At 63.0% G+C, this 23,860-nt stretch carries 17 protein-coding genes; 11 read left to right on the forward strand and 6 right to left on the reverse strand.

Annotated elements, in window-relative coordinates:
- The first annotated feature begins 56 nt into the window (after window positions 1-56).
- From BLU29_RS14385 to BLU29_RS14405, 5 genes are all read left to right on the forward strand, one after another.
- The gene (locus tag BLU29_RS14385) at window positions 57-3,173 is read left to right on the forward strand and encodes a TonB-dependent receptor plug domain-containing protein (protein WP_091059291.1); all 3,117 of its coding nucleotides are present in this window, start codon (window positions 57-59) and stop codon (window positions 3,171-3,173) included.
- 356 nt (window positions 3,174-3,529) lie between these two features.
- The gene (locus BLU29_RS14390; RefSeq protein WP_091059294.1) at window positions 3,530-4,903 is read left to right on the forward strand and encodes an MFS transporter; all 1,374 of its coding nucleotides are present in this window, start codon (window positions 3,530-3,532) and stop codon (window positions 4,901-4,903) included.
- Between the two features lie 221 nt (window positions 4,904-5,124).
- Window positions 5,125-6,498: a glycoside hydrolase family 30 protein gene (locus BLU29_RS14395; protein WP_231962240.1), complete on the forward strand. Its 1,374-nt coding sequence runs from the start codon at window positions 5,125-5,127 to the stop codon at window positions 6,496-6,498.
- Window positions 6,499-6,649: 151 nt separating this feature from the next.
- Window positions 6,650-7,411 (forward strand): glycoside hydrolase family 16 protein, encoded by a 762-nt coding sequence (locus BLU29_RS14400; RefSeq protein WP_197677722.1) that lies wholly within the window; start codon window positions 6,650-6,652, stop codon window positions 7,409-7,411.
- 159 nt (window positions 7,412-7,570) lie between these two features.
- Complete coding sequence (locus BLU29_RS14405; protein WP_157693896.1) at window positions 7,571-8,389, forward strand: energy transducer TonB; 819 nt, start codon at window positions 7,571-7,573, stop codon at window positions 8,387-8,389.
- Between the two features lie 368 nt (window positions 8,390-8,757).
- Here BLU29_RS14405 and BLU29_RS14410 read toward each other — a convergent pair whose 3' ends face one another.
- Both BLU29_RS14410 and BLU29_RS14420 read right to left on the reverse strand, forming a co-directional pair.
- Window positions 8,758-9,477: a zeta toxin family protein gene (locus BLU29_RS14410; RefSeq protein WP_091059304.1), complete on the reverse strand. Its 720-nt coding sequence runs from the start codon at window positions 9,475-9,477 to the stop codon at window positions 8,758-8,760.
- Window positions 9,478-10,050: 573 nt separating this feature from the next.
- A complete protein-coding gene (locus BLU29_RS14420) occupies window positions 10,051-11,625 on the reverse strand; it encodes an IMP dehydrogenase (protein ID WP_091059309.1) in 1,575 nt (524 codons plus the stop codon).
- A 469-nt stretch (window positions 11,626-12,094) separates the two neighbouring features.
- Between BLU29_RS14420 and BLU29_RS14425 the strand changes: the two genes are divergently transcribed.
- Window positions 12,095-13,156 (forward strand): o-succinylbenzoate synthase, encoded by a 1,062-nt coding sequence (locus tag BLU29_RS14425; RefSeq protein WP_091059311.1) that lies wholly within the window; start codon window positions 12,095-12,097, stop codon window positions 13,154-13,156.
- A gap of 108 nt (window positions 13,157-13,264) precedes the next feature.
- On the opposite strand, the gene tnpA is transcribed toward BLU29_RS14425, so the two are convergent.
- Window positions 13,265-13,720, reverse strand: coding sequence for an IS200/IS605 family transposase (gene tnpA / locus BLU29_RS14430; RefSeq protein ID WP_091056341.1), 456 nt, complete (start codon window positions 13,718-13,720; stop codon window positions 13,265-13,267).
- Window positions 13,721-14,094: 374 nt separating this feature from the next.
- On the opposite strand from tnpA, the gene BLU29_RS14435 reads away from it, so the two are divergent.
- The 5 genes from BLU29_RS14435 (at window position 14,095) to BLU29_RS14450 (ending at window position 20,374) form a co-directional block, all read left to right on the forward strand.
- Entirely contained in the window at window positions 14,095-15,441 is a 1,347-nt protein-coding gene (locus tag BLU29_RS14435) for an AMP-binding protein (RefSeq protein ID WP_255401079.1), read from the forward strand.
- A 43-nt stretch (window positions 15,442-15,484) separates the two neighbouring features.
- Window positions 15,485-15,667: a hypothetical protein gene (locus tag BLU29_RS18155; protein ID WP_157693899.1), complete on the forward strand. Its 183-nt coding sequence runs from the start codon at window positions 15,485-15,487 to the stop codon at window positions 15,665-15,667.
- The gene (locus BLU29_RS14440; protein WP_091059317.1) at window positions 15,640-16,140 is read left to right on the forward strand and encodes a hypothetical protein; all 501 of its coding nucleotides are present in this window, start codon (window positions 15,640-15,642) and stop codon (window positions 16,138-16,140) included. The genes BLU29_RS18155 and BLU29_RS14440 overlap by 28 nt, the downstream gene beginning before the upstream one ends.
- Before the next feature lie 1,042 nt (window positions 16,141-17,182).
- Window positions 17,183-19,027: a helix-hairpin-helix domain-containing protein gene (locus tag BLU29_RS14445; protein ID WP_091059320.1), complete on the forward strand. Its 1,845-nt coding sequence runs from the start codon at window positions 17,183-17,185 to the stop codon at window positions 19,025-19,027.
- 654 nt (window positions 19,028-19,681) lie between these two features.
- Window positions 19,682-20,374 carry a hypothetical protein gene (locus BLU29_RS14450; protein ID WP_091059322.1) on the forward strand — a complete coding sequence of 231 codons (693 nt, stop codon included), beginning with the start codon at window positions 19,682-19,684 and terminating at the stop codon, window positions 20,372-20,374.
- A gap of 857 nt (window positions 20,375-21,231) precedes the next feature.
- On the opposite strand, the gene BLU29_RS14455 is transcribed toward BLU29_RS14450, so the two are convergent.
- The 3 genes from BLU29_RS14455 to BLU29_RS14465 form a co-directional block, all read right to left on the reverse strand.
- Window positions 21,232-21,660, reverse strand: coding sequence for a type II toxin-antitoxin system VapC family toxin (locus tag BLU29_RS14455; protein WP_091059325.1), 429 nt, complete (start codon window positions 21,658-21,660; stop codon window positions 21,232-21,234).
- 3 nt (window positions 21,661-21,663) lie between these two features.
- Window positions 21,664-21,918 (reverse strand): hypothetical protein, encoded by a 255-nt coding sequence (locus BLU29_RS14460; RefSeq protein ID WP_091059327.1) that lies wholly within the window; start codon window positions 21,916-21,918, stop codon window positions 21,664-21,666.
- Between the two features lie 738 nt (window positions 21,919-22,656).
- Window positions 22,657-23,667 (reverse strand): DUF535 family protein, encoded by a 1,011-nt coding sequence (locus BLU29_RS14465; protein ID WP_157693902.1) that lies wholly within the window; start codon window positions 23,665-23,667, stop codon window positions 22,657-22,659.
- Window positions 23,668-23,860 lie beyond the last annotated feature (193 nt).

The raw sequence follows: 23,860 nt of genomic DNA on the forward strand, positions 1-23,860 counted from the left end.
TCCCTCCTGAAACCGCCGCATTCCGCCGGACGCGGGGGCACAAAACCCGACACCCCATGAACCACAAGCAACGTTCCGCCTTTCGTGCGGGATTCTTGATCACCGCGGCCGCCCTCCTGGCGTGGCCGCTTGCGGCCCGTGCGCAGCAAACCACTCCCGACCAGAAGGCCGCGACGGACACCAGCACCGTCGAAAAAAAGGGCACCAAGGACGAAACGGTCGTCCTTTCGCCCTTCACCGTCACGACCGACAAGGACCGCGGTTATGCCGCGACCAACGCAATCTCCGGTTCGCGCGTCGACAGCCCGATCAAGGACCTGCCGATCCCGATGCAGGTCATCACCAGCGAATTCATCAATGACATCGGCGCGACCGACCTGCGCAAGTCCCTGTCCTATGCCTCGAGCATCTCGCTCCAGACCCAGAACGACCTGGAGAACAAGGGCGGCATCGGCGGGATTCAGAACAGCGCCTACGGTCCGGGCGGCGTGAACAACCCCGAGGGCATCACCTCGAACATCAGCGGAGTGCAGCTCAAGATCCGCGGCTTCATCACGAACAACGTCCTGCGCAACGGCTTTCTCCGCGGCAGCCCGAGCGACGCCCTCAACATCGACCGCATCGAGGTCGTGCAGGGGCCCAACGCGCTCCTCTACGGCACGGGCAACTTCGGTGGCGTGGTCGACTACCTCACCAAGCGCCCGCTCAACCGCCAACAGGGCCTGGCCTCCTTCCAGATCGGCCGCTACGACTTCCTGCGCACCTCGGTGGACGTGACCGGACCGGTCAGCAATCTCGCCGGCGTGGATTACCGCATCCTCGGCTCCTGGGAAAGTTCCAAGACCCAGATCGATTTCCAGAAGAGCTCGCACTATTTCATCGCGCCTTCCTTTTCCTGGAAGCCGACCCCGACGACCGAGATCCTCGTCGAGACCGAATACACCAAGTCCAAGCAGAACGGCAATGGTTTCCGCGCCCTGCGCGCGGCCCAGGGCACCGGCGCCACGCCCATCAACAACGACCAGCTCGAGGCCACCGGCTTCTACTGGGCGCCGGGCGCCGACAAGCGCACCTCCAACCTCGGGGGACCCGACAACTTCAACAACCAGGACCAGAACAATATCGAACTCATCCTCACGCAGCAGCTGCTGAAGGAGGGCGATTGGGTCCCGCAGGTCGACTTCCTCGCCGGGTTCAACATCAACAAGTATAATTTCCACACGCAGAACGCCAACGGCGGCATCGAGCAGGTCTCGGCCGGCAATCCCGGCTTCAACCTCTCGCAGACGATCACGCTGACCTCGCTCGACAACGGCCTCGACGGCACCACGCCGTCCAACGGCAACCTGAAATACGGCACGTTCAACAACGAGGTCGTCCGCTATGCCTGGAACCAGAATAACGCCCAGACCACGCGCAACCAGGAACGCATCGAGCTGACCGCCCGCAAGACTATGTTCCAGGACAAGTGGTATCGCACCGAGGACCAGGTGCTCGCCGGCTACTCGGAGCTCTACAACAAGATCCAGTCGAACAACTGGCAGACGCTGCCCGGCCTTTTCAGCTTCAAGGGCCCGCTCGACCTCAGCCCCATCCTCTTCGCCACGCAGGGCGACGGTTCGCCTGCGCCCGGTCTGTATGAGAACAACTTTGGCAACATCAACAAGGGCTGGGACAAGGCGTTTTACCTCAATAATTTTGCCAAGTTCGGCCGCCTCTGGGGCGTCGATGACCGCATCATCCTGATGACCGGCGTGCGCAAGGACACCAGCGACAACTGGTCCACCAACACCAACGTCACGTCGACCGGCGTCCAGACGACCACCACCAGCACCGCGCTGCAGACCAAGGCGACGTCCCGCCAGCTGGGCGTCATGCTCAAGCTCACCAAGAGCCTCTCCGTCTTCGCGCTGAAGGCCGACGGGTTCCAGCCCAACTTCGGCGGCCTGCACGAGGCCCTGACCGGCTCCCCCGTGGGCGCCGACACCGCGAAGAGCAAGGAAATCGGCGTCAAGTTCGACTTCATGGACGGCAAGATCTCCGGCTCGATCAGCCATTACAAGATCACCAAGAACGCGTGGCTCGCCTCGGGCTTCTCCACGCCGGCCCCGCTCGGTCACGTCCGCTTCGATCCGACCAAGCCGATCATCTACAACCTGGGTGACGCCAACGGCACGGGCTTTTTCAACCCCTTCACCAACACGCCTTATACCACCCATGCGGCGGATGGCAGCGTCATCACCCTCCCGGGTTTCGTGTCCAATGGCCAGACCTACACGCCCAATGCCCCGGAGCAGGCGGCTTGGATTGCGGCGATCAATGCGGGAGCGGTCACCCTGACTTCCCCCATTAACGGCCAAAGCCAGAATGCCGGCAGCATCTACCTCAACGCCAGCAATCCGGCCGGGGCGGCGTGGTTGGATGCCCAGTTTGCCGCGGCTGCGCCCGGCTGGGCCGGCTGGATTTATCAGGGCAACTCCACCAACGATCCCGGTGTCAACAATGCGACCCTGGACGACGCCGCGTTCCAGAACGGGCCGCAGCAGGCCGCCATTCCCTCCGTCTCCCAGGCCGAGGGCTGGGATGGCACGATCATGTTCACGCCGAACGACCACTTCCAGGTCGTCGTCTCGGCCTCGATCAACACCTCCGTCCAGCTGATCAACAAGGGCCAGTGGATCAAGTATCCGTATCCGCAGGACCGCTGGGCGACATGGTATTTCCCGAACGGGGGCTTCGGCCTGAAGGGGCAGACGCTGGCCGCGGCCTATACGGACCCGACCGACACCTCGACCCGCACCAACACGGGCACCTTCCCGGGTGACGACACGCCGAAGAACCGGTTCACCGCCTTCTGTAATTACAAGTTCCGCGACTCGCTCAAGGGCTGGGTGGCCGGCGCCGGCGTCGACTGGACCTCCCAGCGCGCCTACTTCTCCGGCGTGACCCACGGCAGCGGCCAGGTCCAGACCGACGTCAACGGCAAGGTCATCGTGCTCTACTCGCCCTCGCAGATGACGGTGAACGGCTTCGTGCGCCGCGAGTGGAAGAGCGGCGGCTACAGCCAGTCGCTCCAGCTGAACATCTACAACCTGCTCGACGATACCAAGCTCTACGGGTCGATCTACAACCCGCCGATCACGGCGCATCTCACCTACGATATCGCGTTCTGACCATGCTTCCCGGGTTTTTTGCTGTAGGGTCGGCCCTTGTGGCCGGACCGGTCCGCCGACAAGCGGCGACCCTACCAAAGGGGTAGTTTAGGGTAGGGCGCGCACCGGGGTGTTACCGGTGCGCGCTTCCCCCAGGCTCCCGCTCAATTTGAATCGAGGTGGAACGCGGCCTCCGGACGCGTTTTGGGGCCGCGCGAATCCTGAAGCGCGTCCCGAGGCCGCGTTCCACCCTCAAGCCATGATTACCTATTCCAGGTTTTTTGCGATGAGCGGGGCTTTACGCCCCGCCCGAAGCCGGTTGCAATGAGCCCTGACCCCCGCGGCATTCCGCCGCGCTTTCCACCCCTCCCTCCGTCGTGACCACTCCCGCCTCCAGCGACCGGCTGTCCTTCAAGGAAAAACTTGCCTACGGCCTCGGTGACACCGCCTCGAACTTCTACTTCCAGGCGTTCAACCTGTTCCTTTCCTATTACTACACCGACGTCGTCGGCATCAAGGATGCCGCCGCGGTGGGGACGCTGCTCGGCACCATGCCGATCCTGGTGGCGCTGCTCAACCCGGTCATCGGCGTCGTCGCCGACCGCACCAGCACCCGCTGGGGCAAGTTCCGGCCGTGGATCCTGTGGGGCGCCGTGCCCTACGGCATTTTGGGCTACATCATGTTCACCACCCCGGATGTCAGCCTGGCCGGCAAGCTGACCTACGCCTACCTCACCTACACGCTGATGTTGATCACCTATGCCGCGATCAACACGCCCTACGGCGCCCTCATGGGCGTCATGTCCCCGTCCTCGGAGGATCGCACTTCGCTTTCCTCCTACCGTTTCGCCTGCGCCTTCCTCGGCGCGCTGCTCATCGGCTGGCTCGTGCCGGTCCTGAAGGACGTGCTGACCCCGGCCGGCGGGGTTCCGGCGGACGGTTTCCGCAACACCATGGCGATCTTCGCCGTGCTGTCGGTCGGCATGTTTCTCTACACGTTCTTCAACACCCGCGAGCGCGTCGCCGCGCCGGTCAACCAGCGGACCTCGCTCGGCCGCGACCTGGGCGACCTCCGGTCGAACGGCCCGTGGCTCGTGCTCTTCTTCGTGGCCTTCCTGAACCTGACGAATGTCGGCCTGCGCAGCGGCGCCGGCATCTACTACTTCAAATACGCCGTGGGCAACGAGGGCGCCCTCGGCACGTTCAACCTCGTCGGCTTCCTCTGCTTCATCCTCGGCGCGCTCTCGACCAAGCTCTTCACCGCGCACTTCTCCCGGCGCTCGCTGATGATCGTCCTGACCATCATCAACGCCGCCGGCATCGGCGGCTGCTACTTCGTCGCCCCGCACAACCTGGTCGCGCTCTATGTGCTGAACATCATCGGCTCCTTTGCCGCCGGCCCGACGCCGGCCATCGTGTGGTCGCTCTATGCCGACACCGCCGACTTCGGCGAGTGGAAGTTCGGCCGCCGGGCCACCGGCCTGATCTTCTCCGCCACCGTCATGGTGCAGAAGATCGGCCTCGCCATCGGCGGCGGCATGATCGGCTGGCTGCTCAGCTACTACGGCTACGAGGCCAACGCGGTGCAGACCCCGCGCGCCCTGCACGGCATCAACCTGCTTTTCAGCCTGCTGCCGGGCTGCTTCGCTTTGCTGGCCGGCCTGGCGATCGTCTTCTACCGGCTCGACGAGCCGCAGGTGAAACAGATGGAGCAGGAACTCGCCGCGCGCAAGGCCGCGGCCGCCACCTGAAGGATTCACCACGGAACACACGGAATACACGGAATATGATTTCTAATCAAAAACCTGCCTTGGAGTGGGAGGGGCTTTATGCCCCGACTTTGCCCGTCCGCCGGTTATTTTGTCGGGGCGTAAAGCCCCTCCCACGGTTCCACCGCCTCTTTCCGTGTATTCCGTGTGTTCTGTGGTTTCTTCTCCTGCCTTCTCTTTCCGCCACCCCGCGCCAGTGGTCCGTGATCGAGACCGCCCGCGACAACGGGCACCGGCTGGCGGCGGTCGCTGCGCCGGCTGCTTTGCCTGACGACGGTCAGGACAAATCCCGGGCTGGCAGCAGCCAGCAACGGGACTCCAATCGCGCTCTCACGCTCGACCCATCCCAGCAATTCCAGGAAATGGTCGGCTTCGGCGGCGCGCTGACCGAATCCTCCGCCTACGTGCTGGCCCAGCTGCCGGCCGCCCGGCGGGCCGAGGTGCTCCGGCGCTACTACGACCCGCAGGACGGTCTCGGCTACACCCTGGCCCGCACCCACATCAACAGCTGCGACTTCTCCGTCAACATGTGGGAGCTCGACGCCACGCCGGGCGACTACGACCTGCACGACTTCAGCCTGGCACCGATGCGGAAGTGGCTCCTGCCGCTCCTGCACGACGCCATCAAGGCCTCGGGCGGCCGGCTGCGCATCCTCGCCTCGCCGTGGAGCCCGCCGGCCTGGATGAAGACCAACAACCGCATGGACGATGGCGGCGCGTTGCGCGGGGAATATGCCCCGGCGTGGGCGAACTACTTCGTGAAGTTCGTGCAGCGGATGAAGGCGGAGGAGAACATCGATATCTGGGCCCTGACCGTGCAGAACGAGCCGCAGGCGAAGCAGGTCTGGGAGTCCTGCATCTATTCGGCGGCGCAGGAGCGCGATTTCATCAAGAACCACCTGGGCCCGGCTCTGGCCGGCGCCGGCCTGTCGGGGGTCAAGCTGCTCGGGCTCGACCACAACCGCGACCTGCTGGAGCAATTCGCCGACACCGAGCTCGGCGACCCGGCGGCGGCGAAATATCTCTGGGGCATCGCGCTGCACTGGTATGATCCGGGCAAGGACTTCGCCGTCTCCGCGCGCGTGCACGCCCGGTTCCCCGACAAGCCCGTCCTCTTCACCGAGGGTTGCTACGAGGGCGGCCGGACCATCGGGTCGTGGGAACACGGCGAGGGCTACGCGCACCAGATGATCGGCGACATCCGCAACTGGGTCGTGAACTTCATGGACTGGAACATCGTGCTCGATGAGCGCGGCGGTCCCAACCATGTCGGCAATTTCTGCGACGCGCCGGTCATCGTCGACACGGTCACCCAGGAGGTCCGCTACGGCCCGTCGTTCTACTACCTCGGCCATTTCAGCAAATACGTGCAGCCCGGCGCGCATCGCATCGGCTCGTCCGGCGGCCCGGCGGCGCTCGAGTCGGTCGCCTTCGCCAATCCCGACGGTTCGCTGGCGGTCGTCGTGCTCAACCGCACCGATGCCGCCGTGTCCTTCACCCTGGCCGCGGGCGGCGAGGCGCTGGCCTGCACCGTGCCCGCCCGCGCCATCCAGACCTACGTGGGGGCGGTGCGATGATAACCAGGCCCGAGAATTCTGTCCTCCCTGTAGGGTCGCCGCTTGCGGCGACCTCGCGGGATGCGGCGGTTAGGTCGTCGCCAGCGGCGACCCTACATTCCAGTCCATGAACCCTATTCCCTTCCTCCTTCTGACTTCCTCTCTCCTCGCCATGTCTTCCCCCGCATCCAGCCCGGTCTGGCAGGACGAGTTCAACCAGCCGGCCGGCTCCGGGCCGGACCCGGCGAAATGGGTCCACGATCTCGGCGACAACGGCTGGGGCAACAAGGAGCTGCAGGCCTACACGGCCTCGCGGGAGAATTCCTTCATCGTGGACGACCCCGAGGCCACCGACGGCAAGGCGCTCGTGCTGCGGGCCGTGCGCACCGCCGCCGGCGGTTACACCTCCGCCCGCCTGAAGACCCTCGGCAAATTCTCGACCGGCTACGGCCGCATCGAGGCGCGCCTGAAACTGCCGAAGGGGCAGGGCATCTGGCCCGCCTTCTGGATGCTCGGCGACAACATCAACCAGGTGCCCTGGCCGGCGTGCGGCGAGATCGACGTGGTCGAGCTCATCGGCCACAAGCCCGGCACGCTCCACGGCACGCTGCACGGGCCGGGTTACTCCGGCCAGCACGGCCTGACCAAGACCACGGTGCTGCCCGGCGGCGCAAGCTTCAGCGAGGCCTACCACGTGTTTGCCGTCGACTGGCAGCCGGGCAGGATCGAGTGGCTGCTCGACGGCAAGGTCTACCACACGGTCACGCCCGCCGACCTGCCCGCGGGAACGAAATGGGTCTTCGACGGCGCCCGCCATTTTCTCCTGCTCAATCTCGCCGTCGGCGGCGCGTGGCCGGGCTACCCCGACGCCACGACGCAATTCCCGCAGGAATACCGCATCGACTACGTCCGCGTCTACGGGCCGAAGTTTTAGCACAGAGGCCATGGAGACCGCAGAGTTTTCACCACTAATGAACACTAAAACCACACTAATGATTAGTGACAAATTGGTGTCTTTTAGTGGTTAAACTACCTTGGCTTTATGCATGCAATTCGTGGTCAACTGAATTTCTCCGCGTTCTCTGTGCCCTCCGTGTTTAAATCTATCCTGGGGATCGGGGTGCTTTTGACCGCAACGTCCGCGTTTGCCGAGGATCCCGCCCCGCCGCTTCATTCCGAGGCGCCGGTCGAGTTGCCCACGGTGACCGTCAATGGTTCGCGCTTGGCGGATTATCCGCCCATTTCCCCCGCGGATTTGCGCGGCGGCGGCATCGCGCCGACCGAGCCGCCGGTGCGGCTCTTTTTCCCCGGCAGCGGCTACGCGGCGGGGATCGCCAAGGGGCAGGCCACCGTCTGCGTCGAGCTGGACGAGAAGGGCAATGCCACCGACTACCTGCTCGTGGCCTGGACCCAGAAGTATTTTGGCGAGGCGCTGCTGCGCGCCGCGCAGGACACGAAATACGCCCCGCTCCTGTTCAAGGGGGTCGCGGTGCCGTCGCGCTTCAACTTCGGCTACGAATTCACGCCGGACTTCAGCGTCCCCATGAACACCTTCGACGCCGTCGAGCGCCGGGAGCTGGAGATCCGCGGGGGCCGGCCCGACTTCAAGTATCACCCGGTCACCGAGGCGGCCCTCGACAACCGGCTCGAGCGCGTGCGCGAGGCGGTGCCGCATTTCCCGGCCGGCTACACGCCGGTGGGCGGGAAGGGGGACTGGGTGGTCGTGTCGCTCTACATCGACGAGGAGGGCCATGTGCGGGTGCCGCGCGTGGACTCGGCCTCGTCGCCGCTGCTGGTCCGCAACGCCCTCCTGGCGGTGCATTACTGGCAGTTCAAGCCGGCGACGGTGAAGGGCAAGCCGGCGCTGGTGTATGCGGCCTTCGCCGTGAGTTTCATCGAAGCCCCGAAGTAATCTCAAAATCCGCAGAACTTTTGACCGCGGATTTCACACGGTTGCGGCATGCTTGCCACCCGGTGTGCCCTGTTGATGCGTGCTCGCATCCCAGGGATCGTCCACCAACCTGCGTTGGGGCGTTTGTCCCGAGAACTCCGTCGTCCCGCGGATTCACGGGCAAACGGATTAATATGGATAAATGCACGAGGCAGGTTGGTTTGTTTCAATCCGTGCCATTCGTGTTATCCGCGGTAAAAGCCTTGGCCCTCAGCTCTCCGTCTATGCGGCGTTCGCGGTGAGCTTCATTCCCGCGCCGCAATAGGCGCGGAAGAGAAACCTGAAAGCTGAGACCTGAAGTTCTGCAATCTCAGGTTATGTGCCGCAGTTCAGCTTAGACCAAGCGGGTCGAGCACCGCGCGCTTAAACCAAGCCGGCATCAGGTTCGTTTTCAGTTCCAAAGTCTTCCCGTCGGTGATTTCTGCCAGCCATGTATGCTCTCCTTTACCACCGGAATTATCGAAAATGTAAGCACGGTTCGTGGCGCGGATTGCGTCTGGAAGCAGCGCCAGTGATCGGTGGTAGCGCGTAATGATTTTGTCTTTTGGCACAGAGTGCCCGCCGAGTTTCACCCGGTTGCGCACCCGGGAGAGATTGATCGCAGGATCATCGGTAGCGATAAAGTAGAGGTATGTGCGATAGCCTGCGCGTTGAGCTGCCCGGAGAATTTCAATTTTTCCCGGGTGTGACATGACGGTTTCAAACGTAAATGACGCGTTCTGCTCCGTTAGCCTGCGTTGGAGAAAATCCACCGCGACAGAGGCCCAATAGGAATTTACTTCTATCCCAGGGAATTCGAGACGCCCATCGTTGAAGATGAGGCGCTGCTTCGCGGCTTGGAGCTGGTCATCCGCCAAAAGCCTGGCGTTGGCGAAAAACGGTATGATGTCTTCAGCGGTTGTCGTTACCCCGAAGTCCGCGGTTTGCAGCCAACCCGTTCGCTTGATTGAAGCCTCGATTTCATCGGGGTTAAGATATGCTCCGAGTAACTCTGGCAAGAGCACTGATTTCAGTGTGCTTTTTCCGGAACCATTGGGTCCGGCAAACATGCGCAGTCGCGGCGTAACTGAACTCACCGGATCGTATACTTTCGGCCGAAAATTACCGGCTGAGGAGGCTCAACATTCTTGATCCACACCTTGTGACCATCCGGAAATACCTCATATAGCACGCCATTCTCAGATTGGAGCACACTTTGTCCGGAGGCTAGCACGTGCCGCCGAGCGGCAGCAAAAGCCACGCCGGATAGTGCGGGCACACCGGCTTCAAGTTGACTGATAGCTTCCTCGGACATGGTGAAGTTAACCTACCAACAAAGGTAGCGCGGTCAACAGCAACTCAGATGACGTTCTGTAATTGGCGTTAGTATCGACACAAATCGAGGAAAGTGAACCCGAACGTTCGGAACGGGTTCGCTCCGGTTCTGGTCTCGTTCAGGCGAACGGGTCGAAACACATCTGGCGGGGTGTTCGCTTCTGCACCTTCAAAAACGCAGTTCCCGGGTGATCGCAGTGCAATATCTGTCACCAAGATGGCAGCGTTCTGCCAGACGGCCGAATCCAACATTATCCTGTTTTCAGGCCCCCACTTTCAGGTCTCAGGTTTCCGGTTTCACGGCGGCGTCAGCCGCCATGGCGCGTGGCGACCTCGATGACGTCGTGCGGGGCCGCTTCCTTCTGGCCGGCGGGCGTCACGCGGACGTAGCGGGCCTTCTTGCGGAGCTCGCCGAGGTCCTTGGCCCCGAGGTAACCCATGCCGCTCTGGACGCCGCCGATGAGGTTGCCGAGCACGTCGTCCACCGAGCCGGAGACTTCCTTGAGGGCCTCGATGCCCTCGGCGGCCACCTTGCGGGCCGTGTCGTTCTTGTCGTGGCCGTAGCGGGCGGCCGAGCCGGCCTTCATCGCGGCGTGACTGCCCATGCCGCGGTATTGTTTGTAGAGCTTGCCCGAGATTTCCATGATCTCGCCCGGCGCCTCGCGGCAGCCGGCGAGCAGGCCGCCGAGGATGACGGCGTCGGAGAGGGTGAGGGCCTTGACGATGTCGCCCGACTTCGTGATGCCGCCGTCGGCGATGAGGCGGACGCCCTTCCTGGCGGCACCCTGGGCGGAGACATGGAGCGCGGTGAGCTGCGGGATGCCGACGCCCGCCACCATGCGCGTGGTGCAGATGGAGCCCGGGCCCTGGCCGATCTTGATGGCGTTGGCGCCGGCGGCGGCGAGGAACTCGACGCCCGCGCCGCTGGTGACGTTGCCGGCGATGATGGGCAGGTCCTTGAACTGGCCGCGGATGAGCTTCACGACATCGCCGACGCCGGCGGTGTGCCCGTGTGCCGTGGAGACGGCGACGATGTCCACGGCCTCGCGGACGAGTTCGCCCACGTGGTCGAAGATCTTGTCGCGGTCGAGGGAGCCGTCGGGCTTGCGGATCGGGGAGACGGCCGCGCCGACGACGAGGCGGAAATGCGAGTCGCGCGCCGGCTTGCGGCGGGACTTCGCCTCGTTGGTGATGCGCTCGATGTCGGAGATGGTGACGAGGCCGCGCAGGTGGTCCTTGTCGTCGACGACGAGGACCTTGTGGATGCCCACGTTCTCGGTGAAAAACTTGTCCGCGGCCTTGATCGGGTCGGCGGCCATCTGTCTCTCGGAGACGGTGATGAGCTGCTTGCGGGGCGTCATGACCTCGGCGACCTGCTTCGACTTGTAGCGGTCCTTGACGAGGTTGCCGGAGAGGAGGCCGGCGAGCTTGCCGTGGCTGTCCACGACGGGGAAGGTGCGGAAGTCGAAGCGCTTCTGGTCGATCATCGCCAGGACCTCGCTGACGAGCATGTCCGGCGTGACGGTGATGGGGTCCTGGATGAGGCCGTGGATGTGGCGCTTCACGCGGGCGACCTCCTTGATCTGGTCCTTGCCCGGCAGGTTGTAATGGATGAGGCCGAGACCGCCGTTGAGTGCCATGGCGATGGCCATGCGCGACTCGGTCACGGTGTCCATGTCGGACGAGATGATGGGGATCTGCAGCCGCAGGCCCTCGGCGAGGGTGGTGGCCAGGTCGGTGTCCTTCGGGAGGATCTCCGAGTGGAGCGTGGCGAGCGAGACGTCGTCGTAGGTCAGCGCGCTCGGCAGGTTGGCGGCGAAGAAGCGGTCGGCGGGCAGGTAGAAGTCCGAATCGCTGGCGGAAGAGGCAACAGGCTTGGTCATCGTTGCCGTGAACGAAATACTCCTGCCGCGCCGAACCTCAAACAAAAAGCGCGCGGCAGAGACCTGAGACCTGAAACCTGAGACCTGAGGGTGAAAACCCACGCATTTTACAGGAGATAACGGAGCCAACAGAGGTAGTCTGAAGCTAGGAAACCACGCCCCCAAGCTCCTGGCTTTCTATAATCCTTCTCCGTTCCCTCTGTTTCCTCCTGTGGAGTTTACAGGATTGGAGGATTGAATTCAGCAAACTCAGGTTTGCTTCGCCATCTCCGCGTCAAGCGCTCCGTCAGGTCTCTCTGCCTCGGTTTCGCAAAGCGAGAACCGGGGACAGACACCGGGCGGGCAGCTCAGCCGCAGCGAAGGCTGCGCGACTGATCCCGGGCGCCCAGCAGGGCGCAACAGGAAGCCCGCAACGGCGAGGTTTCAGGTTTCTCTTCCCGGTCTTCCGTGTATTCTGTGGTGAAATTGCATGGCTTATCGCTTTGAGTTCAAACCTTACCGCCTGCCGTTGCGGGCGCCGCTGCGGACGGCCCACGGGGCCTGGACGGAGCGCGAGGGCCTCCTCGTGCGGCTGGAGGACCCGGCCGGCCGGGTCGGTTACGGGGAAATCGCCCCGCTGTCGTGGTTTGGGACGGAAACGTTGGCCGAAGCCGGGGAAATTTGCCGAAAGTTCGGGGCGACCGTGACAGACGAACTCTTGGACGCTGTGCCGTCTCGCTTCGGCTGCGTGCGGTTCGCCTTGGCGTGTGCCAAGTCCGAGGTGGAGCGTGGCCTCCGGACGCGCTTAGGGGAATCCACAGAACAGAAAACCCGTCCGGAGGCCGGGTTCCACCTTACGACAAACACGCGTCTGCCGGTCGCCGCCCTGTTGCCGGCCGGTCGCGAGGCACTGGCCGCCTTGCCAGCCAAACTCGAGGCGGGTTATCTCGCCTTCAAGTGGAAGGTCGGCGTCGGAGCCGTAGACGATGAACTCGGGATTTTCGACGACCTGCTGGCTGCCCTGCCGGCCTACGCCAAGCTGCGGCTCGACGCCAACGGAGGCTGGGACCGCCGTCAGGCGGCCAAGTGGCTCGCGCGGTGCGCCGAGCGCCCGGTGGAATTCGTGGAGCAACCCGTGAACCCGGGCGACGAGGCCGCGCTGCTGGGTCTCGCGGCGGATTTTCCCGTGACGCTGGCACTCGACGAGTCGGTCACCGGTCTCGCGGCAGCGCAGCGCTGGCAGGGGCAGGGTTGGCGCGGGGTGTTCGTCCTCAAGCCCGCGCTGACGGGTCCGCTGGCCGAGCTCGCCGCCTGGGTGGCCGCGACCAAGGCCGATATTGTGCTCTCGAGCGCGATCGAAACGGCGCTGGGTCGGGCGGCAATCCTGCGGGCGGCGCTCACCCAGCCGCTGACCCAGCGGGCGCTCGGCTTCGGTGTCGGTGAGATTTTTGGCGATCGCCGCTGGGACGGCCCGTTCCTCGGGCCGGTGCTGGACGGCAGCTGGATCAAGGGAGTGGAACCGGAAGTGATCTGGAATGCCTTAAATCCCTGAGTTGTTGACCACGGATAACACGGATGAACATGGATGGTTTTTTTGCACAGGAGCCAACAGAGGGAACAGAGAAGTAAAGATCCCCGGAGCAAGCTCCGGGGCATTTGATCAAGACAGCTCGAAATCCAACTGCCCCTTGTGCAACTGACGATACTCACTCTTCCCGCCCTGTCCCTGAACATACGCGGCTATCACCTTTTCGCTGCCGTGCTGACCCACCGTGTTTACGAAATAGCCCTCCCCCCAGAACGCTCCGCCCCACAACTTCTGTTTCACTTCCGGCACCTGCGTGAACACCTCCCGTGCAACCACGCTCTTCACGAGCTGCACCATCCGACTCGGACTGTAACTCGGCACGGTTTGGATGAGAAAGTGGACATGATCCCGATCCAACCCGATCTCCAGAAATCGAACCTCCCAGCGCTTCTCGATCTCCAAGCACACTTGCCGTAGCACCTCATCCACCTTCTCACTCATCACCACCCGCCGATACTTCGCCGCGCACACCAAATGATACATCAACACAGAAACGTTGTGCGGCTTGTGCATATACCGACTCTCCATCCCTCATCTTCCCATCCATCCAAGCCGGAGCAAGCTCCGGGGTATTGGACCCAAAGGGAATAAATCCAGCCCCTCCTGTATTTCCTCAGTTACCTCCTGTAAGAGACCTGTCTTGGCCTTTATCCGTTCTATGTTCCTGCACTGCCCATGAGCACCCGTGACAGTCACCCCTTCGCTTTCGCTGCGGGGCAACGCCTTCCGGCCTTGCCATCTTCGCGCGGTCGCGCTCCGTCCGTGCCATCCGTGGTTAAAAGATTTTGGCTCTCACCATGACTCGTTCCGAACTAGCCTTATTGTTAGGCGCGTCCTCCGGTGTTGTCGCGGAGCCACGCCGCGGGCCCGTCGTAATCTCTGAGGCAGATCCCCGTAAATTTATGACCGCCCTTGCCGCCGCCGTGGCCGGAGACGGCGAGGTGTTCCTCGGCAGCCCGGCTTGGGGAGCGAACGAGCGCGCACAGTTGAAAGAACATCTTTCGCTAAATGGTCCGTCTGCTGTCCCTCAGGTTTGCTCCGCCATCTCCGCGCCAAGCGCTCCGTCAGGTCTCTCTGCCTCGGTTTCGCAAAGCGAGAACCGGGGACAGACACCGGGCGGGCAGCAGCCCGCAACGGCGAGGTCTCAGATTTCTCAGCCAGCCGCGAGCGGCTGGCTTATGATCCCGACCGGCGGCACCTCGGGCCGGCTGAAGTTCGCGCGGCACGACGAAGAGACGCTCGCCGCCGCCGTGGGCGGGTTCTCGCGGCACTTCGGCCTCGCTCAAGTCAACGCCGCCGGCGTGCTGCCGCTGCATCATGTCAGCGGGCTCATGGCCTGGCTGCGTTGCGCCCTGACCGGCGGCGAATACCGGCCGCTCGACTGGAAGGCGGTGGAGGGCGGCGACCTCCCCGTCCTGCCCGCGAAGCCCGCGGGCTGGACAATTTCGCTCGTGCCGACCCAGCTTGAGCGCCTGCTGAACTGTAGGGCGGGATCACCGCATCCCGCCTCGGGCGCATCCCTTGGCCACGAGGCAAGGCGGGATGCGGAGATCCCGCCCTACAACCAAACCGCGGTGGAATGGCTGCGGCAGTTCCGCATCATCTTCCTTGGCGGCGGGCCGGCGTGGCCGGCGCTGCTCGACCGGGCGGCCGCCGCGGGGCTGCCGCTGTCGCTGGGCTACGGCATGACCGAGACGGCGGCGATGGTCACGGCCCTCCGGCCGGAGGAATTCCTGGCCGGGGCGCGGAACTGCGGCACGGCCCTGCCGCACGCGACGGTGCGGATCGGGGCCGACAACACGATCATCATTGGCGGCGATTCGCTGTTCCGCGGCTACCACCCGGCGTGGCGGGATCGGGGGGATTTCGAGACGCAGGACCACGGATTGATCGATGAGAGGAACCGCCTCTTCGTCCTGGGCCGGCGCGACGCGGTCATCATCACCGGCGGCGAGAAGGTGGAGCCGGCGGAGCTCGAGGCGGTGCTGCGCGGCACCGGGCAATTTCCGGACCTCGTCGTGCTTGGCCTGCCCGATGCCAGGTGGGGCCAGCTCCTGGTGGTCGTCTATCCCGGCAACGCCCACCCCAATTTCCACGAGGTGATCCGGGCGACAAACCACCTCGCAGACTACAAGCGGCCGAAGCGCTACATCCCGCTGGTGGGGGCTTGGCCGGCCACCGGCCAGGGCAAGGTCAACCGCGCCGGGCTCGTGGAGCGGGTGGCGGCCCAGCTGAAGGAACGGCGGTGACCCAGGCTCTTGACCCGCTATCAAAATGAGCGATAGTGCGACCATGGTTAAGAAAGGCGAAATGCTGGTGGTGGGAACCATCAAGGCGACTCCGATGGAACGCTTCGGCCGCAACCAGCGTCGAGCGGCGGCGGTCGCGCCCCAAGCCGGATCCAAGCCGGGGGTAATCCGTTTCCGGACTTGGGAGGATTTTGCCGCATGGAAGGAGAAACGCGCGAAGAGCTGACGCGGCCGCCCGATGACCGTGATGTGGCGGCTCTCGCCCGGGAGCTTAACCGGCTTGGGGCGCGTTATGTCGTGATTGGCGGTGTGGCCATCAATCGGCTGGGATTTGTCCGGGCGACGGATGATCTCGATTTGCTGATTGCCCGTGACCTGGTCAACCAACGGCTGGTGCGGAAGGCGTTGGAGATTTTGCCGGACAAGGCGGTGCGCGAACTGGATGAACGGGAGGATCTGGCGGCTTGGGTCGTGGTCCGGATTAACGATGAGATCACCGTCGACTTGATGACCGAAGCCACCGGTATCGGATACGACGAGGCCGAGCGTTATATCGAATGGCAGGAGGTGCAGGGGGTGCGAGTGCCTTTCGCCAATGCGGAACTCATGCTGCGGTTCAAGCAAGGCTGGCGGGATAAGGACGCCATGGACAGGAAATACTTGGAAGAGCGCCGCAACAGCCCGCCCAAGGAGCCGTAGCGGTTCTGGCCGGCCACCGGCCAGGCCAAGGTCAACCGCGCCGGGCTCGTGGAACGGGTGCTGGCCCAGCTGAAGGAACGGCGGTAACCTCAAGCAGGTTTTAACGCAGAGGACGCAGAGACCGCAGAGTTTTTAACCACTAATATCCACTAAGACCTCACTAATGTGTCTGCTTTCACCCGAGGCGGGCACCCGCAAGCATCCACCCTGCGTGAAACAGCTCCGGGCTGCGCCATCTCCGCGCTATGCGCTCCATCATTAGTGCCCAATTAGTGTGGATTAGGGAGTGTTTTCAAACCCGGTTTGTCATCCTGAGCGGAGCGAAGGTTCCACGGCAGCGAAGGCCATATCACGAGCGAACGCATGGATTCTTCACTTCGTTCAGAATGACAGGAAACGAGTATCTGTTGGGTTTGAAAACACTCCCTGGTGGTGAATCCGTTTGTCTCTGTGCTCTCTGTTCCCTCCTGTGAAATATTCCGTGTATTTCGGGTGTTGTTCCCTGCACTGCCCCGCGGGCACCCGTGCAGGTCACCCCTGCGGGGCTATGCCTGTGGCATGACCATCTCCGCGCTGCCGCGCTTCGTCCGTGGTTTTGATCGGAATTTTCAGGTTTCAGGTTTCAAGTTTCAGGTTTCTATATATCGGTGATTGTCACCGATGAATAAGACCGAGATCGGCACCCGGTGATAAGATGATAAGAGACCTGAAAGCTGAGGAGAAGCCCAAGGCATTTCACAGGAGCCAACGGAGATAACGGAGGAATTCAGAAGCCAAAAAGCCATGCTTCCGGTTTTTTTGGTTTTATGGATTCTGAATAAATCACTCCTGCCTTTCCTCTGTTCCCTCCTGTGAAATATTCCGTGTATTTCGGGTGTTGTTCCCTGCACTGCCCCGCGGGCACCCGTGCCGGTCACCCCTGCGGGGCCATGCCTGTGGCATGACCATCTCCGCGCTGCCGCGCTTCGTCCGTGGTTATGATCGGAATTTTCAGGTTTCAGGTTTCAAGTTTCAGGTTTCTCTATATCGGTGATTGTCACCGATGAATAAGACCGAGATCGCCGCCGTTCTGACCGAGATCGGCACTCTGCTCGAACTGAAGGGTGAGAATCCCTTCAAGACCCGGGCCTACCAGGCCGGGGCGCGCGTCGTGGAGTCGCTGGGCGAGGACGAGCTCAAGGCGCGCGTGGCCGACGGCACGCTGCAGGAGGTCAAGGGCATCGGCGAGGCGCTGGCGCAGAAGATCACCGAATTGTCGACGACCGGGCGGCTGGAGTTCTTCGACCAGCTCAAGGCGTCCGTGCCGGCGGGGTTGGTGGAGATCATGGCCATTCCCGGCATGGGTCCGAAAAAGGTCCGGGCGTTGCAGGAGAAACTCGGCGTCGACACCATCGCCAAGCTCCGCGCGGCCTGCGCGGAGAACCGGGTGGCGGCGCTCGACGGCTTCGGCGAGAAAACCCAGGAGCGCATCCTGGCCGGCATCCGCAACCGCGAGGCCTACAACAAGCGGCACCTCTGGTTCGTGGCCGCCGAGGCGGCGGCACCGATTCTCGCCGGGCTGCAGAAACTTCCCGGCGTCAAGCAGGTGGAGTCGTGCGGCAGCCTGCGCCGGCGGATGGAGACGGTCGGCGACATTGACTTCCTCGTGGCGACGACCGAGCCGGCGCCGATCGTCGAATGGTTCGTCACGCAGCCGGGCATCAAGGAGGTCACGGCCCGCGGCGAGACCAAGGCGAGCGTGCGGCTCGAGTCCGGCCTGCAGGCCGACCTGCGGTTGGTGCCGCCCGAGCAGTTCGTCTTCACGCTGCACCACCTGACCGGCTCGAAGGACCACAACGTCCAGATGCGCCAGCGCGCGCTGGCCCGGGGCTTCAGTATGAGCGAGTGGGGACTTTTCCCGTCGGACCAGAAGCATGGTCCGACGGAAAAAGAGAAACCTGAAACCGGAGACCTGAGACCTGAGGGGAAAGACAAAAAGAAACCCGAATCGCCCGGCGCTTCCTCAGGCTTTCAGGTTTCAGGTTTCAGGTCTCAGGTCTCGGTGAAGACCGAGTCCGATCTCTTCAAGGCGCTCGGGCTGCACTTCGTCTCGCCCGAACTGCGCGAGGGGCACGGAGAGATCGAATTGGCGGAAAAGGACGCCCTGCCGCAACTGCTGGAGGAGGCCGACATCCGCGGCGTGTTTCACAACCACACGACGGCATCCGACGGACACAACACCCTCGAAGAAATGGTCGCGGCGACGCAGGCGCTCGGGCTCGACTACCTCGGCATCGCCGATCACTCCAAGTCCAGTGTCCAGGCGCGGGGCCTCACCGAGGAGCGGTTGGCGGCGCAGATCGGGGAGATCGGGAAGCTCAACGCCGCGAAGAAATTCAAGTGCCACGTCTTCACCGGCACGGAATGCGACATCCTGCCCGACGGGAAACTCGACTTTGACCAGGGCATCCTGGCCCAGCTGGACTACACGGTGGTGTCGGTGCACAGCTCATTCCGGCAGGAGCGCGACGTCATGACGAAGCGCATCATCCGCGCCATCGAGCAGCCGCACGTGACGATGCTCGGGCACCTGACCGGCCGGCTGCTGCTTGAGCGCGAAGGCTATGAGGTGGACGTCGACAAGGTCGTCGATGCCGCCATCGCCAACGGGGTGGTCATTGAGCTCAACGCCAACCCCTGGCGCCTGGACCTGGACTGGCGGCACTGGCGCAAGGCGGCGGAGAAGGGCCTGCTGACGAGCATCAATCCCGACGCCCACCGCACCGAGCAGCTGGCCTTCTACAAGATCGGCGTCGGCATCGCCCGCAAGGGCTGGCTGACGAAGGATCAGGTCGTCACCACCAAGCCGCTGGCCGCGATGAAGCAGTGGCTCGCGGCAAAGCGTTAGCCGCCGGTGTGAAACCTGACGGAGCGCTTGACGCAGAGATGGCGAAGCAAACCTGAGTTTAAAATCTCGGTCTCGGAATATTTCACAGGAGGGAACAGAGGAAAGGCAGGAGTGATTTATTCCCTTTGGGTTCAATACCCCGGAGCTTGCTCCGGCTTGGATGGAGGCGGGACTATCAGTCCCGCGGGTTGCGGTCACGCGATGCATGCCTCGCGGGGCTAATAGCCCCGCCTCCATTTTCCGAATGCCCCGGGGCTTGCCCCGGGGATCTTTACTCAGAATCCATTAAACCAAGAACCGGAAGCATGGCTTTCTGACTTCTGAATTCCTCTGTTAGCTCTGTTATCTCCTGTAAAATGCGTGGGTTTTCACCTTCAGGTCTCAGGTTTCTCCTCAGGTCTCTTTGCCTCGGTTTCGCCAACCTTCAGGTTTCCGGTTTGCTTCGCCATCTCCGCGCAAAGCGCTCCGTCCGGTTTCAGGTTTCCTCCGTCACCGGCCCCCCATCGGGCTGTTTCTCTTCTTGTTCCCGGATTTTACCGGTAAAAATTCCGGCAAGATGGGGCAATTCCGAACCACCACCGGGCGGAGCCGGTCGATAGGGTCGGTAAGTTGAACCCTCAACCTAGGAGAAAACTGACAATGAAACGTAAGTTTATGATTAGCATCCTGACAGTTGCCACGCTCAGCGCCTTCGCCACGATGGCCATGGCTGCCGGGCACGGCGGTGGGGGCGGTGGCGGGGCCGGGGTCGGGGCCGGGGCGGCGATGCCCGCCTTCTCCCACGGACCGGCCATTACACCCGCCGTGGGCGCCAATACACCCGCCGTGGGCGCCAGCGCGGGCGGATCCATGTCGGCCCATGCCTCGCCTGAAGCGACCGAAGCGAAGGGCAGTGACGGCCTGAACGCCAACGCCACCACCCACGCCTCGGCGGAAGGCCAGGCGAACGGCCTGGCCGTGGCCGCCGTCGCCTCGGACCGCACCCGCGACACTGTGCGCATGGACGAAACCGTGGAGGCGATTCACGCGGCGAAGTTCACCGACCGCGATCAAGTCACCACCGACATCAAGGCGCGTCTTGATGAGTCGGACAAGCTCGTGGCGGATCTCCGCCTCCGGGCCGCGGCCGCGGGCGACAAATCGCAGGCCGCCTTCGCCAAGGCCCTGGTCGAGGTGCGCGAGCAGGAGAAGCAGGTCCGGATCAGCCTGAAGGCCGCCACCAAGGCCAAGGACGCGGCCACCTGGGGCTCCGTGCAGTCGGACCTCGCGAAGAGCTACGGCGCCTATGCGCATGCGCTCGCGGAGGCCGCGGTGGCCGCCCAGGTAACGCCGGCCCCCAAGTCCTGAAGCCGGTGACGCGTCGGCCGGTGCCAATCACGGGCGCTGCGGTTCATTCCGCAGCGCCTTTTTTAGGTTTCAGCCAGGAGACGAAGAGAGACCTGAGACCTGAAACCTGAGGAGGGTGCAGAGACCTGAGGGGTTCGGAACCTTCCGGTTTCAGGTTTCTCTTCAGTTCTTGCCCCAAAGTGGGGTCACCACGAAATACACGAAACACACGAAAAGAACACCTCCCAGCAAGCAACCGGTTGTCGGGTGACTCACCAAACGGTCATTTCGCCACCGTAATGAACTGGCTCCATTCCGCTTTGGATTTCGTGTCTTTGGTGTGTTTCGTGGTTTCCAGCTGAATCGTTCCGGCTTGGTGGATCTTAGTGGTTAAAATCTCCGCGGCCTCTGTGTTATACCAAACACCCAAAGCTTTTACACGAAGGTCGCAAAGAACGCAGAGATATTTCCCCTCGCAGGATCTGCTTCGCGGTCTTGGCGACCTTGGTGTAGAGTGCAGTAGCTTGAGGCGATTGGTATGAGTGGCCAATTAGTGAAGATTAGTGGTTAAAAATCTCCTTCATCCGTTTGCCCGTGAATCCGCGGGACGACGGAGTTCTCGGGACAAACGCCGGGCGGCAAGATTGAACGGATAAAGACCAAGACAGGTTTCTTACAGGAGGTAACTGAGGAAATACAGGAGGGGTTGGATTTGTTTCTCTGTTCCCTCCGTTGGCTCCTGTGCAAAGACCATCCGTGTTAATCCGCTTAATGTTCCTGCACCGCCCATTGGCTGGGTTGATGAAATTTGCGGGCGGACAGATACGGACCCGAGGCGTTGCAGCATTGCGATGGTTCCGGCCCGGCCTTTTCTCCCATTATGCTTTCATCGGTCTAAGGCCTAGCGCCGGTGCCGCCAGCGTCTGATGCCGGTCGTAGGTGTAGATTTCGGGCAGGTTGTGGTGCACGCCGGTGATCAGGTGGAGACAATCCGCCGCCCGGAGAAATACCGGGACGGGAAGCGTGAGATAGGTCTTGGCGGCCGCCTCGATGATGGCTGCGTCCAAGGGGAGCCACGTCCAAAACCCTCCGATGTCGTCGGTGTTGAATTGACGGACGGCGGCATCAAATTTTTCGCGAGACCAGACTTTCTCACGTAATTGCCGGTGAAAAACGCCCATCAACTCGATGCGAACCAAATCCGACACGAAGCGCTGGTCATCTTTTTCGAGCAATGCCCGCACGGCCTTCGATTCGGCCTCGACCACATAGAGCTTGGCGACCATCGATGTGTCGCAAAAAACCATGGCTCAGCGGTCACCGCGGATTTCGTCCAACGCTGCCTGGATGGTGTCGCCCGGAGCCTCGGCCATCATCGCCTCATATTCCGGCAGCACCGTGCGCTTGCGGTTTACCGGGCGAAGCAGCGACCGGTTGACGAGCACCGCCACCTCCTGTCCACGATCGGTGATGGGAACCGGGCGTTTCAAGGCCCCCGCACGCCGCACCAGGGCACCGGTGTCGTCGTGGAGTTGCTTGATGGTGAGAACAGTGGTTGCCGGCATGGGTGTAACAGAGTCACATTTGGCGCAGATGTCAAGAGACACAGAGACACAACAGTGACATTGGTATTTAACCGGCCGTCCCAAAGCGTTGGTTTTGCGATCGCCTATAGTGGGCAAAATCAGGCCAACTGATCCACTTGAGTCAGATGGATAGACGGAAACCTGAGGGACAAGGCCAAGGCATTTACCACGGATAACACGGATGGTCTTTGCACAGGAGCCAACGGAGGGAACAGAGAAGTAAAGATCCCCGGGGCAAGCCCCCGGGGCATTCGGAAAGTGGAGGCGGGGCTATTAGCCCCGCGAGGCATGCATCGCGTGACCGCAACCCGCGGGACTGATAGTCCCGCCTCCATCCAAGCCAGAGCAAGCTGCTCCGGGGTATTGAACCCAAAGGAAATAAACCCAACCCCTCCTGTATTTCCTCAGTTACCTCCTGTAAGAGACCTGCCTTGGTCTTTAAAGGAGGCCTGAGGGACAAGGCCAAGGCATTTACCACGGATAACACGGATGGTCTTTGCACAGGAGCCAACGGAGATAACGGAGAGTGCTTCCAACCACCTCCAGCCTTTCCTCAGTTTCCTCCTGTGAGAAACCTGTCTTGGTCTTTATCCGTTCAATGTTTCTGCACTGCCCATGAGCACCCGTGACAGTCACCCCTTCGCTTTAGCTGCGGGGCAACGCCTTCCGGCTTCGCCATCTCCGCGCCAGGCGCTCCGTCAGGTTTCTCCTCCGGCCTCAGCTCGCAACGGCGGTCGCGAGTTCTCCGGCCGGCAGCCCGGATACCGCCTCCGGGTCCCGCTTTTCCGGTCCGGCGGGCGCCCACTCCCGCAGGCGCCGGCGCAGGGTCAGCTGCAAGTCCCGGATCCAGGCGTGGCGTTGGCGGTAGAGCGAGCGCTTGTGGGACTCGATCGCGGCCTCGGGCCGTTCCACCCAGTGCAGCGGCAGGCGGAAGAAGCCGTCGCTCTCCCGGGTGCCGCCGGCCTCGCGCCAGAATTCATCGTAGGCGATGCTGAACCGGCGGCTGCGGTTCAACGCGTAGACCGGATGGCGCGACGTGTGCACGCGGCTGCCCACGCCGAGCAGGCCGTGCGCGCCCCAGGCCTGCGCCAGCTCCTGCAGCACGGCGAGCAGCAGCGCCTTCGGCCTCAGCCCGAACAGCGCCTTGGCCGTGTCCTTGATGATGGCCTTGTCGGTCCCCGCCGGCAGCCCGGAGACGGCGCCGATGACCAGGCAGCGCCGCTGGCGGCGGTCGGGGGCCAGGACGAACGTCAGGCAGAAAATCCGGCACGCGTGCCGGGCGGAAACCAGCTCGAGCGTGGTTTCGCCCTCCTTGCGGAACTTCGGGTCGTAGCGCAGGCGCACCGTGAGGAGGTCGCCATTCCGGACGGGAAAGACGGCCAGCTCCGCCCCGGCGGGGGAGAAGATCTGCGCGCGGACCTCCGGGGCGACCGACCGGCGCAGCGCCTCGTAATGGTGGATCATCGCGGCCGTCTTCACGGCGTCGGGCCAGTTGCGGGAGACATAGGGGCGGACGACCTTGCGGTAGAGGCTGGGATGCTGCACCACCGCGGCGGCCATCCCCGGCCGGCCCAGGTAGTCGAGCCAGAGGCCGGCGTTGCGGCCGTGCGCCAAGTGCCGGGCGATGAATATCACCCGCAGGCCGCGGCTTTTCCAGGTCGGCCCGGGATAGACGGCGCGGGCAACCCGGCGCAGGGCCGCCAGGGAGAGGGAGGATAGGTTGCCCAAGAGGGCGGTTGGGCGAATGGCATCCGGCACGACGGATACAGTATCAGACCGCCGCCCCGCTGGGGAAGTAGGCATACGCTGATTCCGGCGTAGGGCTTGGCCTTACCGAGCTGAGAGACAAGGCCAGGGCATTTTACCACGGATTGCACGGATACCCCGGATGGTTTTTTGCACAGGAGCTAACGGAGGGAAC

It is taken from the genome of Opitutus sp. GAS368, assembly GCF_900104925.1.
In the GTDB taxonomy this organism is placed as follows: domain Bacteria; phylum Verrucomicrobiota; class Verrucomicrobiia; order Opitutales; family Opitutaceae; genus Lacunisphaera.

Excerpts from the sequence above, each read along its gene's own strand:
- BLU29_RS14385 (WP_091059291.1), top strand. The coding sequence starts at position 57 with ATGAACCACAAGCAACGTTCCGCCTTTCGTGCGGGATTCTTGATCACC.
- BLU29_RS14400 (WP_197677722.1), top strand. The coding sequence starts at position 6,650 with ATGTCTTCCCCCGCATCCAGCCCGGTCTGGCAGGACGAGTTCAACCAG.
- BLU29_RS14410 (WP_091059304.1), bottom strand. The coding sequence starts at position 9,477 with ATGTTTGCCGGACCCAATGGTTCCGGAAAAAGCACACTGAAATCAGTG.
- BLU29_RS14420 (WP_091059309.1), bottom strand. The coding sequence starts at position 11,625 with ATGACCAAGCCTGTTGCCTCTTCCGCCAGCGATTCGGACTTCTACCTG.
- BLU29_RS14425 (WP_091059311.1), top strand. The coding sequence starts at position 12,095 with ATGGCTTATCGCTTTGAGTTCAAACCTTACCGCCTGCCGTTGCGGGCG.
- tnpA (WP_091056341.1), bottom strand. The coding sequence starts at position 13,720 with ATGGAGAGTCGGTATATGCACAAGCCGCACAACGTTTCTGTGTTGATG.
- BLU29_RS14435 (WP_255401079.1), top strand. The coding sequence starts at position 14,095 with ATGACCGCCCTTGCCGCCGCCGTGGCCGGAGACGGCGAGGTGTTCCTC.
- BLU29_RS18155 (WP_157693899.1), top strand. The coding sequence starts at position 15,485 with ATGGTTAAGAAAGGCGAAATGCTGGTGGTGGGAACCATCAAGGCGACT.
- BLU29_RS14440 (WP_091059317.1), top strand. The coding sequence starts at position 15,640 with ATGGAAGGAGAAACGCGCGAAGAGCTGACGCGGCCGCCCGATGACCGT.
- BLU29_RS14445 (WP_091059320.1), top strand. The coding sequence starts at position 17,183 with ATGAATAAGACCGAGATCGCCGCCGTTCTGACCGAGATCGGCACTCTG.
- BLU29_RS14450 (WP_091059322.1), top strand. The coding sequence starts at position 19,682 with ATGATTAGCATCCTGACAGTTGCCACGCTCAGCGCCTTCGCCACGATG.
- BLU29_RS14455 (WP_091059325.1), bottom strand. The coding sequence starts at position 21,660 with ATGGTTTTTTGCGACACATCGATGGTCGCCAAGCTCTATGTGGTCGAG.
- BLU29_RS14460 (WP_091059327.1), bottom strand. The coding sequence starts at position 21,918 with ATGCCGGCAACCACTGTTCTCACCATCAAGCAACTCCACGACGACACC.